Origin of the sequence: Liquorilactobacillus vini DSM 20605 (assembly GCF_000255495.1) — a bacterium.
Classification (GTDB): Bacteria; Bacillota; Bacilli; order Lactobacillales; family Lactobacillaceae; genus Liquorilactobacillus; species Liquorilactobacillus vini.
The window spans coordinates 1-18,769 of sequence record NZ_AHYZ01000188.1; the positions used below are offsets into that span (position 1 = coordinate 1).

At 38.6% G+C, this 18,769-nt stretch carries 14 protein-coding genes and 2 pseudogenes; 2 read left to right on the forward strand and 14 right to left on the reverse strand.

Going from position 1 to position 18,769, the window contains the following annotated elements; genetic code table 11:
• Positions 1 to 161: 161 nt before the first annotated feature.
• The 10 genes and pseudogenes from ON15_RS10205 to ON15_RS10245 all read right to left on the reverse strand — a co-directional run bounded on the left by ON15_RS10205 (position 162) and on the right by ON15_RS10245 (position 11,245).
• Positions 162 to 425 carry a metal-sensitive transcriptional regulator gene (locus ON15_RS10205; RefSeq protein ID WP_010581397.1) on the reverse strand — a complete coding sequence of 88 codons (264 nt, stop codon included), beginning with the start codon at positions 423 to 425 and terminating at the stop codon, positions 162 to 164.
• Between the two features lie 105 nt (positions 426 to 530).
• Entirely contained in the window at positions 531 to 2,183 is a 1,653-nt protein-coding gene (locus ON15_RS10210) for an FAD-dependent oxidoreductase (protein ID WP_010581398.1), read from the reverse strand.
• Positions 2,180 to 2,509, reverse strand: a complete 330-nt coding sequence (locus tag ON15_RS10215) for a rhodanese-like domain-containing protein (RefSeq protein WP_010581399.1) — start codon at positions 2,507 to 2,509, stop codon at positions 2,180 to 2,182. The genes ON15_RS10210 and ON15_RS10215 overlap by 4 nt, the downstream gene beginning before the upstream one ends.
• Positions 2,510 to 2,659: 150 nt before the next feature.
• A pseudogene (gene rhaD, locus ON15_RS10220) lies at positions 2,660 to 3,475 on the reverse strand (rhamnulose-1-phosphate aldolase).
• An 18-nt stretch (positions 3,476 to 3,493) separates the two neighbouring features.
• Positions 3,494 to 4,759: an L-rhamnose isomerase gene (locus ON15_RS10225; RefSeq protein WP_010581400.1), complete on the reverse strand. Its 1,266-nt coding sequence runs from the start codon at positions 4,757 to 4,759 to the stop codon at positions 3,494 to 3,496.
• Between the two features lie 13 nt (positions 4,760 to 4,772).
• On the reverse strand, positions 4,773 to 6,227 hold the full coding sequence (rhaB, locus tag ON15_RS10230; protein ID WP_010581401.1) for a rhamnulokinase: 1,455 nt from the start codon (positions 6,225 to 6,227) through the stop codon (positions 4,773 to 4,775).
• 164 nt (positions 6,228 to 6,391) lie between these two features.
• Positions 6,392 to 7,057, reverse strand: coding sequence for an AraC family transcriptional regulator (locus ON15_RS10235; RefSeq protein ID WP_235720458.1), 666 nt, complete (start codon positions 7,055 to 7,057; stop codon positions 6,392 to 6,394).
• A 63-nt stretch (positions 7,058 to 7,120) separates the two neighbouring features.
• Complete coding sequence (locus tag ON15_RS12085) at positions 7,121 to 7,378, reverse strand: cupin domain-containing protein (RefSeq protein ID WP_235720457.1); 258 nt, start codon at positions 7,376 to 7,378, stop codon at positions 7,121 to 7,123.
• Between the two features lie 25 nt (positions 7,379 to 7,403).
• Positions 7,404 to 9,737 carry a glycoside hydrolase family 2 gene (locus ON15_RS10240; RefSeq protein WP_040525098.1) on the reverse strand — a complete coding sequence of 778 codons (2,334 nt, stop codon included), beginning with the start codon at positions 9,735 to 9,737 and terminating at the stop codon, positions 7,404 to 7,406.
• 41 nt (positions 9,738 to 9,778) lie between these two features.
• Positions 9,779 to 11,245, reverse strand: coding sequence for a glycoside hydrolase family 3 protein (locus tag ON15_RS10245; protein ID WP_010581403.1), 1,467 nt, complete (start codon positions 11,243 to 11,245; stop codon positions 9,779 to 9,781).
• Between the two features lie 226 nt (positions 11,246 to 11,471).
• On the opposite strand from ON15_RS10245, the gene ON15_RS10250 reads away from it, so the two are divergent.
• Positions 11,472 to 12,644, forward strand: coding sequence for an IS256 family transposase (locus tag ON15_RS10250; protein ID WP_010581404.1), 1,173 nt, complete (start codon positions 11,472 to 11,474; stop codon positions 12,642 to 12,644).
• A gap of 36 nt (positions 12,645 to 12,680) precedes the next feature.
• Here the strand turns inward: ON15_RS10250 and ON15_RS10255 are convergent, their stop codons facing one another.
• Together ON15_RS10255 and ON15_RS11325 are read right to left on the reverse strand one after the other, a co-directional pair.
• Positions 12,681 to 13,784, reverse strand: coding sequence for an MFS transporter (locus ON15_RS10255; protein ID WP_141567419.1), 1,104 nt, complete (start codon positions 13,782 to 13,784; stop codon positions 12,681 to 12,683).
• A 6-nt stretch (positions 13,785 to 13,790) separates the two neighbouring features.
• Positions 13,791 to 14,033 carry a hypothetical protein gene (locus tag ON15_RS11325; protein ID WP_010581406.1) on the reverse strand — a complete coding sequence of 81 codons (243 nt, stop codon included), beginning with the start codon at positions 14,031 to 14,033 and terminating at the stop codon, positions 13,791 to 13,793.
• Positions 14,034 to 14,374: 341 nt separating this feature from the next.
• Here ON15_RS11325 and ON15_RS10260 point away from each other — a divergent pair, with 341 nt between their 5' ends.
• Positions 14,375 to 16,573 (forward strand): glycoside hydrolase family 3 N-terminal domain-containing protein, encoded by a 2,199-nt coding sequence (locus ON15_RS10260; RefSeq protein ID WP_010581407.1) that lies wholly within the window; start codon positions 14,375 to 14,377, stop codon positions 16,571 to 16,573.
• A 212-nt stretch (positions 16,574 to 16,785) separates the two neighbouring features.
• On the opposite strand, the pseudogene ON15_RS10265 reads toward ON15_RS10260, so the two are convergent.
• Positions 16,786 to 17,841 (reverse strand): annotated as a pseudogene (locus tag ON15_RS10265) (IS3 family transposase); the annotation flags it as partial.
• 203 nt (positions 17,842 to 18,044) lie between these two features.
• A partial coding sequence (locus ON15_RS10270) for an IS3 family transposase (protein ID WP_010581409.1) occupies positions 18,045 to 18,769 on the reverse strand: 725 nt, incomplete at its 5' end.

Consider the following 18,769-nt stretch of genomic DNA (forward strand, 5'->3'; position numbering starts at 1 on the left):
AACGCTTTTTAGTTGCTGGCTTATTAGTTCTGTCTTAAAGCAACAATATCTTTATTATTCAGTTACGCAAAAAAACTGAGAAAATCGATAATTTCCCAGCTTGCAGAAATAAGTTTTTAAAATTGTTTTTTCATCAATCATCATCCATTCTGACGACCGATTTACCGTGATTTCAATAAAATCTTTAAGGCTGCTTGTACGGTTGGATCCTCCCAAACAGCCGGATCATCAATATTTTGATCGACCTGTTCCTTAAGATTTTCTAGTGCAATCAAGCCGATGACTTTATCAACCCCGGAGCGAACGGCTAGCAGTTGAGTCGTAACATCTTGACAGTCAGAATGTTCAGCCATCATCCGCAAAATACCGCGAACTTGGCCTTCGATACGTTTCAAACGGTTAACTAACTTCGGATCACACTGCATTTGACTCCACCCTCATATTCTAAGTTTATAAGTGACAAACCATTTACTAAAAAGATCTTACCATCTGTTCGCCCTTTGCTTGTTATCATTATTATAAAGCTTATCTCAAGCTTTACCAAGTTTTTGTGTCATTCCATCATGGTAGGTCAACCAGCCACCATCCAAATTCTTGACTTGAAAACCATGGTTACGTAAGATCCGTTCCGCTAAATAGCTGCGCTGACCGCTTTGACAAGCCGTGATGATCAGGCGCTTAGTTGGTAGTTCTGCTAAATGATCACGCAGCGAATCCAGTGGCAGGTTGTGGGCTTGGGGATAAGCACCATTCTGCTGAATTTCTACTGGCTCACGTACATCAAGTAAATATGCTCCAGCTGCCTGATACTTAGCTAATTCATACCATTGCAGATTATCGGAAAGCCCTTCAAGAACATTTTGTGCAGCGTACCCCGCCAAATTGACTGGATCTTTAGCTAAACCAAACGGCGGTGAATAGCTCAATTCCAACTCGGGCAAATCATTAACGGTCAAATGTCCCTTGATTGCGGTAGCTAAGACATCGATCCGCCGGGCAATTCCACTTTGACCAGTTGCTTGAGCACCCAAAATTGCACCATTTTCTGAATCAAACAACAATTTTAATTTAATTGCCGCTGCCCCTGGAAAATAAGTAACATGCGAATTACCGCGTAAATGCAGGCAGCGATAATTTCGCCCCATTTTTTTCAACTGCTTTTCATTTAGACCTGTTTGGGCTGCAGCTTGCGAAAAAACACGGACGATTGAAGTCCCAATATTTCCTTGATTTTTTCGTTTCAGGCCCATGATTGCATCGGCAACTTGTCGGCCTTGACGATTGGCCGGTGAAGCTAAGCGAAAAGGCTGAGCTTGCTGAGTTAATTGATTTTTGGTTAAAATCGCATCCCCGACAGCATAGACATTTTCAGCTGATGTTTGGTAATGTTCATCAACTAGCAGGCTGCCATCAACGGCTGTTTTTAACCCAGCTTGTTGAAAAATTGCTGTATCTGGACGAACACCTAATGCAAAAATAATTGCTTGACTAGCAACTTGCTGATTATTTTCTAACACTAAAGTATTGTCCGCTAAAATTCGAGTTACTTTAGACGCTAAATGTAACTTCGCCCCATGTTTTCTCAACTCGGCTGTCAGCGGTGCCGTCATTTCCAAATCAAAAGGCGCTAAAATTTGATCTTGCGCTTCAATTAACGAAACTTGATCACCTTGTCGCAAAAGTGCTTCGGTAACTTCGATGCCAATTGCTCCCCCACCAATAACTGCAATCTTTTTGAGATTATTTTGCTTTAGAGCAGTGACAATTTTCTTTAAGTCGGGAATCCCGCGTAAAACAAATTGTCGCTGAGTTAAGTCCACTCCTGGCATTCGCGGTACAATTGGAGAAGCTCCTGGTGAAAGCAAAAGGCGATCATAATGCAGCTGCTTTATACCATCCGGTGTCTTAATCGTTAATTTCTGTTGCGTTAAATCAACTGCTGTAACTCGATGATTGATGCGAACATCCAAGTTAAAACGCTGGTGCAAATCAGCTGGTGTCTTCAAAACCAATTGTTGCCAATCAGTAATTTCACCGCCTAAATAATAAGGTAGGCCGCAATTAGCAAAAGAAACAAATGGTCCTTTTTCCAAGACGATGATTTCATTTTCTTCTGATAAGCGGCGTAAACGCGTTGCTGCTGACATTCCGCCAGCGACACCACCAATAATTACAATTCTCATTTTTTAGCTCCTTGTTTAACTTTGCCGTGCCAATTCATCATTCCGCCACTAACATTGATCACCTGCTGATCATAACGGCTTAAAGCTTTGGTTGCCTGCCGGCTGCGAGCACCGGAATGACAAATCACATAAAGCGGCCGACCGCTAACTTGTTTTAATGCGGCCTGCGGATCCTGTAAAACCTGCATCAATGGATAATTAACTGCGCCGGGGATATGACCCTCTTGATACTCATAAGGCTGTCGAACATCCATAATTGCTGTTTGCCGGTTCATTTTATTATTTAACTCATCAGTTGAAACACTTTCAAATTTATCCCAAAACATACTTAGTTTCCTCCTTTAATTATACCCCACCTGGTATAATTAAAGGATAACTTTTCTTAAATTAGTTGTCAAATTTAAAACTCACACAAAAAAAGGATCTCACTGTCATCCAAAAGCGTCCCCAGTGAAATCCCTTGATAAATTAATTTTTTAAAGAAAGTCTGGATTAGCGACAACATGGAAAGCTTTGGCTAATGCCCGCAGTTGATCATCAGTGATCGCTTGCTTGATCTGGCCACCTTGAGCGCCAATTTGCGAATAGATTGTTGCAGCCTTTTCAACTGTCTCAATCAAACCAAAAGTTTCATCTAAACTTGTTCCGGCTCCAAAAATCCCATGATGCGGCCACATAACTACGCGGAAGTCTTGCATTTTTGCTGCGGTTGCTTTGCCGATTTCAGTCGTCCCAGGCGTCATATATGGAATTACGCCGATTCCTTCTGGAAAAACAACCAATGATTCAGCTTGCATTTTCCATAATAGCCGTGAAATCTGAGCTTCATCCAAATCTTGGGTAAAAGAAAGTGCGATCAGGTTAGTCGGATGACAATGCATTACCACCCGCTGATTTTGATCAACTTTCAAACGTTCAATATGTGACATTAAATGACTTGGAAATTCTGAAGTCGGTAACCCGCCGTCTTCAAAGCCCCACATTAAATCTGCCTTTTGACCATCAGCAGTGATCCGGACTAAGCCTAAGTCTAGTTTTGGTTGGTTGATAACATTTCGAAAATAGCGGCCCGTGCCCGTAACTAAGAACTACTGACCAGCCAACGTCCGCGCATCAAAACCCAAATCAATTGTCTTGTTAACCTTTTTCACATCTGCATAATCAGCTAGATCAGCCCCATCGATTCGGAGTGAAACATTACCGCCATTACGCTCATCCCAGCCATGGGTATACGATGTATAGATGATTTCACTGATTTTTTTGACAAATTTTGAGTTTACAAATTCTGACATTTAAAATTCCCCCACTCATTATTTCCGTTTAAACTGGACATTTTTTTCATACTGATGAATGTTATCCAGCCAATCCGCTCCAACTGGTGTCCCATTTTGCAAACAAAATTCATCCCAAACCGCACCAAATGGATATGATTTCAGTTCTTCAGTAACTGCCAACCGGGTTGTGAAGTCATAGTTCAACTCGGCTTTCTTCAGTTGATCAACTGGTGCTAACATGGCCTGCAGCAGAGCCTTTTGGGTGGTCCGCGCTCCAATTACCCAAGCTGCAACTCGATTGATTGTTGCATCAAAGAAGTCAAGTCCAATATTCGTCCGTTCAAGTTCATGATCGCGAACCAAAGAACGAGTGATTCGCAATAAAGCATCATCCATAATTACCACATGATCGCTATCCCAACGCACCGGACGTGAAACATGCAGCATCAACCCTTTGCCAAATGGGAAGAAGGCTGAGAATTTATCTGAAACATCTTCAGTTGGATGCCAATGACCTGCATCAATCGTCCAAAGTTTGCCACGACTGATGGCATAATTGTTATAGAACAAGTGTGAACCAACTGTGTATGATTCAATTCCGGTTCCAAATAATTTACCTTCAACTGCTTCGATCGTATTCTTTTCATCATATTTCTTAGCAAAAATTTCATCCAATGATTCAATCAGACGCTCCCGCGGACTTTGCTTATCAATCGGATTATCTTTAAAACCATCTGGAATCCAGAAGTTATTGACTGAACGCTGACCTAATTCTTGACCAAAATAATTCGAAATTTCACGTGACTTTTTGCCGACTTCGATCCAAAAATCACGAATTTCTTTTTCTGGACTAGCTAAAGTGAAATTCTGTTTAACTTTTGGATGTGAGAAGAAGGTCGGATTCATATCCAGCCCAACTCCTTCTTGTTTAGCCCAGTCGACCCAATATTTGAAATCTTCTGGTCCTACTTCGTCAAAATCCTTTTTCTGATCAGTTACCGCATAGATCGTATGCAGCTGAACCTTGTGTTTTCCTGGAATCAATGATAAAGCTTCATGCAAATCTGCTGTCAATTCAGCCGGTGTTCTTGCAATTCCAGGATAATTGCCACTAACGCCAATTCCACCTGTCAGTTCCTGATTAGGATTTAAAAAGCCATGAATATCATCGCCTTGCCAGCAATGAACAGATAGTTTAACATTTTTCAACTGTTCCATTGCTTGATCAGTATCAACACCTAATTCAGCATAACGTTCCTTAGCAACTTGATACGCTTGTTCAACATTCTTTGCTTTAACCATGATTGTTTCCCCCTCAATGTTCTGCGATAAATCTTTGATAATGTTTTAGGACCTGAGTAGATTGATCTTTTTGCGGCACAAATTTTTTAATTGGAAATGAGTTAGCAATTAGCTGCCGTCCTAGGTAAACATTTAGAATCTCGCCTTTCGTGATCATCTGGACAATAATATTGCCAATCGCAGTTGCTTTACTTGGTCCAGCATACACATCAACGTCACTCAAAGTTGCCGTCAATTGATTAAGCAAAGTCACGTTGGAGCCACCACCGACAATATTCAAAGTATCGATCCGATAATTTAAAATGTGATCTAAGACTTCCAGTTCATTGGCGTAATACAAAGCTAGATTGGCATAAACTGCCATTGCCAATTCACCCGGGGTTTGTGGTACTTTTTGTCGCGTTTCACGACAGTAGGCCTGTAATTCCTTAATCATGTTTTTGGGATTTTGAAATCTTTCATCATTGACATTAATTAATTGCTGAAAGGGCACTTCTTGGCCGGCTAATTCCGCCAGCTCGGCGAAACTGTATCTGTCATCAAGTTCATGCTTAATATTTTGAATGATCCACAGTCCCATAATATTTTTCAAGAAACGATAGGTTCCGTACGCTCCCCATTCATTGGTGTAATTTTGTTCAAATGCCTGTTTGCCATTTTCCGGCACATTTAACTCTGTCCCAATCAGCGACCAGGTACCCGAACTCAGATAAGCCCATCTTTGACCAAGTCCCGGTGTTCCAACTACGGCTGAAGCGGTATCATGAGTTGCCACAGTAATGACCTCAGTTGCTGGCAAATTATATTGTTCAACCAAGCTTTCCTTGATTTGCCCTAAAATAGTACCAGCTTCCACTAATTTGGGAAACTGTGAGGATTTGACATTGACTTTTTCCAGCAAATGATCGTCAAACAATCCTTCACGTAAACTTAGCATTTGCGTTGTTGAAGCATTGGTAACTTCGGTAACTGCTTTGCCCGTTAAGATATAACCAAGATAATCAGGAATCATCATGATTTTGTCAGTTCTAGCTAATAAATTTTTGTCTTCAACATACAACTGATACAACGTATTAAAATCCAAAAATTGAATTCCTGTTTTTTTATAAATATACTCTTTTGACAATTGTGAAGTTAGCTTTTTAATACTGCCTTGAGTACGCGCATCGCGGTAAGCAACTGGATCTTGCAGCCTATTGCCCTTTTTATCAACTAAAACGTAATCAACTGCCCAAGTATCGATCCCCAACGTCACCTGATCATACCCAGCCTGCTTAATTTTCTTCAAACCAATCAGAATTTCATTGATCAGATTATCAATATTCCAGCGATCATGACCTTGTGAATAGGTAAATCCATTTTTAAAGCGATGAACTTCTTGCAACTGCAACTGATTATTTTCCAGCTTAGCCAGCATTAATCGTCCACTCGAAGCTCCAATGTCAACTGCGACAAAAACTTTTGTCATTAACAACACCTCTTTTATCAAAAATTCAGTTTGTTATCTGTAGCTCAAGTAAATTACACCACCATTTGTATTCGCTTACAATAACATAAGCTTTGTTATTGATAACATATTCACAGATAAAAAAAGATTGTTGGCTGAATGTTTCAACAATCTTAATCAGGCTATTAGCTATGCAATTTTCGCTGTTCCAGCGGTAACCGTCCATACTGTTCAAAAAACTTCTTATAAAAGAAGCTATAATTCGTGATCCCAACGGAACTAATGATTTGATTGATTGGCAAGGTCGTAGTCGTGATCAAAATATTAGCCTGGGTTAAACGCTTTTTTAAGACAACCGTTGAAAATGACTGACCAACCTCTTTTTTAAACAAATTGCTCAGATAGTTTTCATTATAGCTATGCTCGGCCGCTACTTTTTTTAGGCTAATTTCCGCATAGTTTTTATCGATTTCCGCTAGAATTTCAATCATTAAGCTACGCGTTTTGCTGGGCGGCTGATCATCAAAAATATGATAATCACGCACTAAATTGGTGATCAAAATCTGCAAGTAAGCCTTGATCACTGTATCGGCAAATTTTCGCTGTAAAAAATATTCTTCAATGATTTCATCCATGACTTGGGCGATCTTTTGATTATTTGCTGTCCGAAAGATCAAATAATCTTGTTGCTGACTGTTTTTGAGCGAACTATTGATCAAAAAATCATAGAGGACACTACTACTGCGACACAGATCCTTTAAAAAATCAATATTGATATTACTGTTACGAAACAGAATATTGATCAATAAGTCATTTTCGCTTAGAGAGGCAATTGAATGCTTAGCACCCACATCAAGCAATAATAAGTCACCCTGATTGAGCGTAATTGGCTGACCATCAACGATTTGATGTGCCTAACCTTTGAGCAAATAATTAATCTCTAAAAAAGTATGCGAATGCGTTGGATAAGGGGCAAAACGATTATGTTTGCTAATGTAAATGTCTTTATTTTTGAAGAAGTAGTTATTTAAGACCTTATATTTTTTCTGTTGTGAAAGCTCTTGGCTAATAGCGTTAGTTGGCATTTCTTCCAAGTAATGCGCATTCTTTTTTTGTTCGATTTCAATTGAATTTGGCTTTTGCAACAACTTTAAAACACTTTGAGCTAGCATTATTACTTCCCCCTTTCCAGACATTTTAATCGCCAATAACTTCAAGTTGAACTTTCAAGGACTCTAAACCTTTACCTGAAATTTCGACAGTTACGATTCCCTGATCATTTCCAGCTCGAATAATTGCCAATGCTTTACCAAAATAAGTTGAGTGGACGTCATCAAGATAACTTTCATTCGTCGTACAATTTGCATTGCCCAATGCTTGCAGCTTCCCTGCTCCAGTGACAGTTACTTTGATTTGTTGATCTTCAGTAACTTTAGTAATTCCGTCTAATCCAACCAGTTCGATCGGCAAGTAACAAAGATCTTGACCGTTAGCACGAAGGACTTTTTTATCCGGCTTAGCGCTTAACTGAGTTTTTCCCCAAGCAGTCATTAAACAAGAGCTAGTAAGTTCATTACCATGGCGATCATAAGCAATTGCTGTAATTTTACCAGGAATATATTTAGTCTGAAAAGTTGCTTTAAAATTCTTGATTCTTTTTTGACCAATCTTTTTTTGATTTATCCAAATAGCAACACTGCTTGCACGACAAAAAACATCAATTGTGGCTTTTTGATTTTCAAATCCTGACCAACTCCAGCTGCTAATTGCATTCGTAAAACGCCAACGACTCTTTTGCGGAATTTCTTGATTGACTTTTAGCGGTCGTACACCGATAAAGGGCTTATTTTGTTGACCCCAAACTGTTCTTTGAAAGAAATTCTCAGCTCCTGGGTTTCCTAAAATATCAATTGTTCCGCTGCCAGAAATTAACGGTAACCCTGGATCTGAAAAATAACGCCAATCGCCAGTTCCTGTTTCTCCTAAATAATCAAAAGCTGACCAAACAAAATCACCAATTACATTAGGATATTTTTCAACCCTTTCCCAGTTATATGGTAAATCAACTACTAATGTCTCAGTTCCAAGAATATTCCAACTAGCATGCCGTTTCACATCACTATCATAACGCCGTGATCCGTAATTGAATCCAGCCACATCTAAAACACCCATGATATCGCTAATTGCCCGATCAGCCGTCTTGGTAGTGCTGACTTTGTCTGTGAACCAATTTGCCTTTTCCATCAGGACATTAAAAAACGCTGAACCCGTCTTTTTAGAACTTTTCTTTTTATTTTGAACTGACTGCTTATCAACTTTATCAGCCTGATACAAACCAATTCCTTTAACCGCCAAAACATTCAGCATTGGATTCACTCCACAAGTAACTGGTCGTTTGCGGTCAATTTGTTTAATTGTTTTAATTAATTTTTGAGCGAACTCAACCCCTGGCTGACTGGCACTTTCAGTAACTTCATTACCAATCGAATACATGATGACCGAAGGATGCTCTTTATCCCGCTGAATCATCCAGGTTAAGTCTCGTTTAAAATCAGCTCGAATATAGTTTGAATAGTCGTAACGATTTTTAGGTGTATACCAACCATCGCAAAATTCATCAAGAACATACATTCCTAATTGATCACAAGCTGTCAGTAATTCATCTGAACAAGGATTGTGTGCAGATCTAATCGCGTTAAAACCATTTTCTTTTAAAATTTTGACTTTTCTGAATTCCGCATCTTGAAAAGCACAGGCTCCTAAAATTCCATTATCATGATGAATACAACCACCTCTTAATTTGACTGCTTGACCATTAACAAATAAGCCCTTTCCTGGCAGGTTGTCAATCTTGACGATCCCAAATAAACGTTGTTTGGTATCATTTTGATTTTCAACCACGCAGCGATATAAATTAGGGGTTTCAGCACTCCATAGATGAGCATCAGGAATTGTAATCTCACCTTCAAATCCAGAATAAACCAGCTGATCTTGAAAATAAATTTTTACTTGCGTATCTTGTTGCTTAGTTGTCACGCTAATAATTGCCGGTTGATATCCGAGCGTACTAATTTCTAAGTTTTCAATGCCAGCTGAAGGTTCAACCAATAAATAGGCTGGTCGATATAAACCGCTACCTGAATACCACCGACTATTTGGTTGTTGACTGTTATCAACAAAAACTTCAATTTTAAGTTGCTCCATTTTCAAAAAACTAGTTAAATCAACTTTTATTTCTGAGTAACCATAGTGATGTTCACAAACTAGCTGATCATTAACTTTTATTTGTGTCAAGCCATAAATTCCAGGGAAGATCAGAAAGACTGCTTGTTTTTTCCAAAGAGGATTAACGGTTAATGATTTGGTATAAAGATACTTGCCACCTCCGAAATATCCCGTGGTTTTACCTTCAACTCCAAATTCATCACGTTTCTCAGTTAGCATCGCATCATGTGGCAGATTAACTATTGCAGTTTTATTTGTATTAAGATTTATAAATTTCCAATCGTTGCAAAAGTTTATTTTTATAATTTTTTGATCCTCCTAATTAAAAAATTAAAATTTCTCTATTTTTATGAATAACACAATTTCAATTTGGCAAATAAATCCGCTAGAATCAATCTGGTATCAACCAAGTCATAAACTCGAAGTTCTTTCTTTGTTCCCTCTGTTTGTAAATACCTCTGTTCAATATCAATTTGCGGTGTTTTCTCTGCATGCCATGTTACCCTAGTCGTGCTTTGGAGCAAGACACCACAAGCTGCATTATCCCCTAAGCACCAACTTTCACCTTCCAAACTATCTGGCAAGCCAGCAAAGATTACGGCAACTTGACTATTTTTAGCTGTTTTAACAGCTGCCAGCAATAATTTCTCAGCATCCTTTTGGTCATTATCAACAAAGCCTTGCGCGTAATCAACTGTCAAGCCATTTTGGGCGGCTGCATCCAAAGCTGAAACCACTTTGAAACTATTAATATGCGAACTGCCACCGCCTTGATAGCGTGGCTTTTTAGCATACTGCCCGATGAATGCCACTTTTTTGTTTGCTGATAGTGGTAACACCTGATCTTCATTTTTTAATAAAATGATTGATTCTTCAGCAATTTTCTGAGCAGTTTGATGATCATGTTCTAAGTCGAGTGGCGCATTCCTCTGATGCTTAGAAACATATTTTAAGATGAATTCAAGAATTCGACCGACTGCTTGATCTAGTTGTTCTTCCTTCAAATCACCAGTTTTAACAGCTTCAATCAGTTGGTCAGTCGTTACTTGACCAGTTCCCGGCATTTCAAGATCCAAACCAGCTTTTAATGACTTGACGCGATTATTAACACCGCCCCAATCACTCATCACCATACCGTCAAAGCCCCATTCTTTCCGCAAAAGATCGGTCAAGAAATGCTGATTATCACCAACATATTCGCCATTAATTCGATTGTAAGAGCTCATGACTGTCCATGGTTTAGCTTCCTTAATCGCCATTTCAAACGCCGGTAAATAAATTTCACGCAAAGTCCGCTCATCAACATTAGAAGAGCTAGTCATCCGCCGAGTTTCTTGACTATTCGCCGCAAAATGTTTAATGCTGGTACCAACATGATGCTTTTGAACGCCCTTGATAAACCCAGTAGCCATCTTCCCAGCAACTAATGGATCTTCAGAATAATATTCAAAATTTCGCCCGCCTAATGGTGAACGTTTAATATTGACGGAAGGGCCGAGAATCGCAGCCACATCAAAATGCTGACATTCTCTTCCTAAGCTATCCCCTAAAGCTTCAGTTACCTGCGGATCAAAGCTTGCAGCACTCAAGCAACCCGCTGGAAAGCAAACTGCGGCGACACTTTTTTCAATTCCTAAATGATCAGCTTTTGCTTCCTGTTTGCGTAGACCATTGGGCCCATCAGAAACCATGACTTTCGGAATTCCTAAAGCTTGATTAGCTTTTAAAAACCAGAAATCTTCACCAGAGCAAAAGGCAGCCTTTTCTTTAAGCGACATTTTGTAAATTAATTCTTTGATTTTTTCTTCAAACATTTCTTTCTCTCCTTTGCAAACAACAAGTCTTATTTAGTTTGTTTATTTCTTTCTTTTAATTCTTTAACAATTGTACTCATTTTCCCTTCCAAATCATAATATTTAAGGCAAAGCAAAACGATTACTGATAAAGTCCATATAATTGTGTAAAAGATAAAAGGCCATGTAAACGTCCTTTTACGGTACAATGTTTTTAACGACAAAAACATACCGAGGAGGACTTTACATGACCCAAGTACATTTTACACTGAATAACGAACAGGTTCAAAACATTATTGAACATTCTGTAGAAGGTGATACTGCAAAAAGTATTTTGACTACCATTTTTAACCAACTGATGGAAAATCAACGTACCGAATACATTCATGCTGACAATTATGAACAGTCAGAAAAACGTCACAGTCAACGAAATGGTTACTATGAGCGAACGTTCACAACGCGTGTTGGAACACTTAATTTGAAAGTACCTCGGACACGTGATGGCAAATTTTCACCAACAATATTTGAGCGCTACCAGCGAAATGAGAAAGCTCTACTCGCTTCTATGCTTGAAATGTACGTTTCAGGTATCTCTACTCGTAAAGTTTCTAACATTGTGGAAGAACTCTGTGGAAAATCGGTATCAAAATCCTTTGTTTCTAGTTTGACTAAACAATTAGATCCGATAGTTAACGACTGGCAAAACCGGTCTCTTACAGGGACTAATTATCCTTATTTGATGACTGATGTCCTCTACCTAAAAGTGCGTGAGGCTCATCGCGTGCTTTCTAAAAGCTGTCATATTGCGATTGGTATTACGGATGATGGTGACCGTGAAGTGATTGGTTTTATGATTCAAAATGAAGAAAGTGATTACACCTGGACTACTTTCTTTGAATATCTCAAAGAGCGTGGCTTACAAGGAACCAAACTCATCATTTCTGATGCCCATAAGGGTTTAGTATCTGCCATACGACAATCATTTACCAATGCAAGTTGGCAGAGATGTCAAGTGCACTTCTTAAGGAATATTTTTAAGACCGTTCCTAAGAAAAACTCTAAACCTTTTAGGGAAGCTGTGAAAACCATCTTTAGACTTACAGATATCGATAGAGCACGAGAGACCAAAAATCAACTTATTGCTGATTTTATCGACCAATCCAGTTATACAAAAGCTTGCGAGACTTTAGATAGCGGTTTTGAAGATGCCTTTCAGTACACTGTCATTGGTAATGCCTATAATCGGCTGAAAAGCACCAATCTTCTTGAAAGACTAAACCAAGAAGTGCGTAGAAGAGAAAAAATTATTCGCATCTTTCCTAATCGTGCATCGGCCAACAGATTAATTGGATCTTTATTGATGGACACCCATGAGGAATGGCTTAGCTCTACAAGAAAATATATTAAGTTTGATCAGTAAGACACAGTTAAACATTGTAGTGTATTTTACACAAGATTATGGACTTGACTCGATTACTTGAATAATAACTGGAATATAAATTGAAAAACTATAGATTGCATAAATGGCACTTGTCGGTTGACTAGCTGCTGCATCATTATAAGCTCCTAAAGCCAGCAACCAGCCTACCAGTGAAGCTCCTAAACCAGATCCAACTTGACCACCAAAGCCGATTGCACTATTGGTCATTCCTAAAAGTCGTTTACCAGTTTTCCACTCATTATAATCAACACAATTATTAGTCATAACTGGAATCAAGGCCATTGGTGGTACAGTTCCCAAGGTGGCAGTTGCCCCAAAAACTAACGTTGCGATTAAACTTGATGGCATAAAAATACGAATTGCATTACTTACCAAAACAATCCAAGCTGAAATTTCAACGGTCTTAGTTGGACCAAACTTTTTAGCCATTGGTGCAATAATAAAGAATCCCAAAAGCGTTGGAATCAAGCCAGCTAAACCCATCAAACCAACAAGATTATCATTTCCTAAAACCCACTTAGCATAATAAGCACCACTGGCTCCACTGATACCATAAGTTACTTGGAAACAGAATTGGACAACTAACATAATGATCCAGTACTTGTTTTTAAACAAAATTTTGGTTCCCGTTGCAAGTGAAACATTTTCATCGATATTTTCAGCGGCAACCACACTTGAATCAACATCACTATTTTCCCGCGAATGACGGAACAAAAAGATCAAGCAGACAAATTCAATAATTGCTAAAATAATAGCTAGTTTTAACCAAGCTGCAGCTGTTCCACCCATCAAATTAGTAACTGGAATGACAGCGATCGCGATAAATGAACCAGCCACATATCCCAAACCTGCACGCCAAGTTCCCATCACAGATCTTTCTTCTTGACTTTTTGTCCGCAAAAACATAATTGAATTATAAGGAATTGCAATTGCTGTATAAATAACTGCCGTTAAAAGAATATTGGTTATCAACATGTAAATCAGTTTACCTGTTTCATCAAATGATTGCGGAACATAAAATAAAAGAATTGTTACAACTGCTGCTGGAACTGCCATTCTTAAAAACCATGGCCGACAAATTCCTTGTTTCGACTTACCTTTATCCATAATGTGCCCCATAACTAACTAGGCAAAAGCATCAGCTATCTTAGCAATGAATAAGACAGTTGCCACGGCACCAGCTGCAACGCCGATTTTATCAGTATAAAAATAAGTAATTTGTCCAACTAATCCAGAAATTGTATTTAATACCAGTTGACCACTACCATCGGCTAGATAATCGCTCAAATACATAGTTTTTTTAATTCCCATACTATCAACACCAAGACTTTTCTTATGGAAAAAGCCTGTTCTTGCTGTTTCTGTCATAATTTTTCCTCCTCGTATTATATGTTTATAAGTTACAAAACTTTTCCTAAATATACTTGTTTTTTGAACACACATGTTAGTCTATATTTGATCTTTAACATTAGACTCACTAGCTTTATCTCAAACTCCGGAAAACGTTTTCACATCCTTAGAATAACTAGAATTAGCTAAACAATCTTGTAAAAATAAACTATATATTGTAATTTTTTCAAAAAATGTTTTCGCTTACAAAAGCAAAACTGAAAATCATGATTTGTACAAGATATCAGCTAAAATTACAAGAAAATAAACTTCAAGATGATTTATAATTAAATGAAAACGGTTAATTAAGGAGGATTAAATTGAATCAAGATAAATTAGCGGATCTTTTTCATAATTTAAGTTGGGCAGAAAAAATTGGCCAATTAGTTCAATTGTCTGGTGACTTTTTTGGTGCTAAGAACCAGTCAATTGGGCCAGCAAAAGAATTAGGAATCTCCCCAACTGCAGTTAAATTAGTCGGTTCCGTTTTAAATGTTGCTGGTACCCAAGAAACCGTCCGCATTCAAAAAAAACATCTCAGTCAGCATCCTCACCAGATTCCTTTGCTTTTTATGGCTGATATTTTATACGGCTATAAAACTATTTTCCCGAGTCCGCTTGGCTTAGGAGCAACTTGGAATCCAACATTGATTCAGCAGGCCTTTCAAGCAATCGGGCAAGAAGCTCAAACTGGTGGGATTAATGTTGCATTCGGTCCAATGGTTGATTTAGTTCGGGATGCACGCTGGGGAAGAGTTATGGAGTCCACTGGGGAAGATGTTTATTTGAATAGTCAGTTTGCTCGATCGATGGTCACTGGCTTGCAGCATGGCGGAGTCGCAGCTTGCATCAAGCACTTTGCCGGTTATGGTGCAGTTGAAGGCGGTCGTGAGTACAATTCGACTAATCTTTCGCCAGTTGAGCTCTACCAGCATTATCTGCCAGCTTATCGAGCAGGCGTCAAAGCTGGCGCTTACTTAGTCATGACTTCACTAACAGCTCTTAATGGCCGCCCATGTACAGCAAATGAATGGCTCTTAAAAAAAATCCTCCGAGAAAAATGGGGCTTTAAAGGAGTGATCATTAGCGATTTTAACTCAATCAAAGAACTCATTGCTCACGGACTGGCTGCAGATGAGGCCACTGCCGCCAAATTGGCCCTGCAAGCTGGTGTCGATATTGATATGAAATCTCCTTGCTATGCAAAGCAATTGGAACCATTAGTAAAGAACCAGCAACTTGATCCCCAACTAATCGATCAAGCTGCTTGGCGTGTCCTCTGTTTGAAAAATAAATTAGGCTTGTTTGAAGATCCTTACCGCCATTTGCAAGCCGCAACAGAACCAGCGGAAGTTTTAAGTCCAGATAAACAGACACTTGCGCGCAAGGTCGCCCAAGCTGCCGTTGTCATGTTAAAAAATGAGGGAGACATTTTACCATTGCATTCACAACAAAGGGTTGCCGTAATCGGACCTTATGCTGATAATCGAATGGCCTTAGGGATGTGGGCAGTGCATGCCGATTATCAAACAACATCAACGCTGAAAGAAGGATTGGAGAAATATTTTGCTACCGCTAATTTGAAGATCGCTCCGGGGACTCCTATAACTTTGAACGAAACACAACTGCTAGCAAAATTAGGAATCAAGCTGCCAAGCAATTTAACTTCCAAGAAATTGGAGCAGATGAGCACCCAAGCATATAAACAAGCTGCCGCTGCTGATGTAATCATCTTTGCTGGCGGTGAGTCTTCTTTGCAAAGCGGAGAAGCAGGTTCACGAACCGATTTGCACTTGCCGGCCAATCAGTTGAAACTGCTACAAAAACTGGCAAAATTAGATAAACCAATTATTCTAATTAATTATAGCGGCCGGCCACTAGTCTTGACGAAGCTGCCAGTTCAGGTCAAAGCAATTTTGCAGGTCTGGTATCCCGGAACTCGTGGTGGCCAAGCGATTGCCGATATTTTAGTTGGCCAAGTTAATCCATCTGGCAGACTGTCCATCAGTTTTCCAGCGGCTGTCGGTCAATGCCCAATATATTATAATCATTTAGCAACTGGTCGACCTAAGGAAGTCACTGGTGATACACGTTTTACTTCCGGATATTTAGATGCTCCAGCGGAACCGCTATATCCATTCGGCTATGGCTTATCTTATGGACAGGTTGTTTATCATCAACCACAAATTGATCGAACCACCCTAACAGCTGGGCAGCAATTGAGGCTAACAATCAAGGTCACAAATAACTCAAAAAAATTTGCTCGTTTGGAAACCGTCCAACTTTACCTGCATGACATCGCTGCTAGCATCGTTCAGCCTGTCAAACAGCTGATTGATTTCCGGCAAGTTGCCTTAAAAGCGCAAGAAACGGTTCAGCTAATTTTTACCATTAATGAACAGCAACTCGGCTTTTATGACGAAACTGGCGAAAGAATTAGTGAACCCGGTGATTTTGAATTAATGGTTGGTCCAAATTCAGCAGCTACACAAAAAGTCAGATTTACATTTTTAAAATAGATGTAGAAAGAAAAAGGCCTGGTGATCATTTCCTTGATCATCAGGTCTTTTGTGGTTGAGGGAAAGGAAAACACACCAAACATTTTAATAAATATTTAAAAGTAAAAAAACAAGGTGATTAAGAACGAGTATACAGACGTTTTTGTCCTCCTTGTCAAGGGCGGTCTAAAAATGTCATAAAAAAAGGGGTACGGACGTTTTTCTGGACTTTTTTAACAAGGATAACTTTGCTTCTTACGATACTCAAGGGGGCTTAATCCTCCTAATGATAACTTGATCTGTTGATTATTATACCAATTGATGTAATGATTCAAATGGTTTATAAACTGATTAATTGTTGTATTTTTCCAGTCATGTTGGTAAAATACCTCATTTTTTAATCGTCCAAAAAAGCCTTCACAAGCTGAGTTATCTGGTGAACAACCTTTTTTTGACATGGAGCGGGACAGATTTGCTTTGCGTATTCTTTCAATCCAACCGGGCCAGCGGTAATGAGCACCTCGATCAGAATGAATGATTGGGTGCTCATGGTTTTGAAGGGTAGCCAGTCCACTATCTAACATTACATTTACTAATTCTGCATCAGGTTTGGTGCCAATAGTCCAACTAATAATAGCACCATCATAACAATCGATAATTGGTAACAAATAAACTTTTCCTGCGGGAATTTTGAATTCAGTAATATCGGTTAACCATTTTTCATTGGGTTTTGTGGCTTTAAAATCACGATTTACTAAGTTAGATTGTGCAGGAGTTATTTCCCCGGCATATGAAGAATATTTTTTACGCTTGGAAAATTTAACAATTAAATTTTCCTCGAACATCAACATCCGTACAACTTTTTCAGAGAGTTTTTTATCCATGTTTTTAAGAACTTGGTGAATTCTACGGTAACCATAAACGCAGAAGTTATTGTTGAAAATGGTGATGATCAATTGTCGTTCTTTACAATATTTATCTGGTTTCTCAAGTACTTGCTTCTGATAAAAATAGCTGCTTTTAGGTAATTGGAGTTGCTGAAGAAGCTCTTTTAATTTAAATTGATTTCTTAAGGCATCAATCAATCGTGTCTTTTCCTGATTTGTCAGGTGAAGGAGATTGATGCCCTTTCCTTTTTTTAAGAGCTCAGCAGCTCCTTCAAGTAATGCTTTCTCGAGCTGTAATTGGTGTACTTGTTCTTGCAATTTTTCAACTTCCTTTAAAAGTATCTCTTTTTGGGTTTCTTGATTTTCTGAAGTCATGCGCAGTGGAAAATCCTTTCCAAGAAATGGATTTCTGTCAAGAACGTGGACACTTTTCCATAGAATTTCTTTTTTGATATATTTTTAATTCAGTAACACCATTCGTTAATAATCTCAAGGCAAACCTCTGCGAGGCGCTTTCAGCGACCTTGACTTATTAACTTCATGGTATTGTTAATTTGGCAGGAAGCAATAAATTGCTTCCACACAAAAACACAACTTAAATACTTTCATTCAGCTCGTTGTTCTGCTTCATTTGGCGTAATAAAATTAAGGGCTCCATGAATTCTGCGACTATTGTAAAAGCCTTCAATATATTTGAAAAGTTGGATTCTAGCTGACTTAAAATCTTTGTATTTATCTTTTTGTGGGTAAACATCTTCTTTCTTTAAGGTCGCATGAAATGATTCTATACCTGCATTATCGTATGGACAGCCTTTATGGCTGAAAGAATGTTTGATTTTAAGCTCTTTAAGCCTTGATTCAAAATCGTTACTTGTATATTGAGATCCTAGATCTGTATGAACAATCAGATTACTTGGTTTATATTTAATAATTGCCCGATTGAGAGTCCTTATAACTAGTTCATTGGTCATGCTTAAACTAAGATCCCATGAAATAATTTTTTTCGTATGCAAATTAAGAATTGATGAGAGATACAACCAACCATCACGTAAGGTGTGAATGTAAGTTATATCTGTTGCCCACTTTTGATTAATTGATTTAGTTGAAAAATCACGATCAATAATATTTTCCCGTTCTTCAGTTTTTTGTTTCTTTGGATGCCAAGTATATTTTTTTCGAATAATGGAGTGCAATCCTAATTCATGCATTAAGTTGCCAACAAATTTTTCAGAACTTTTTTCACCACAATGTTGCAGCTTTTTAGCAATTTTAGGTGCTCCGTAACGACGTCCAGAAGCAAAATAAATTTCTCTAATCAATTTTTTAAAGA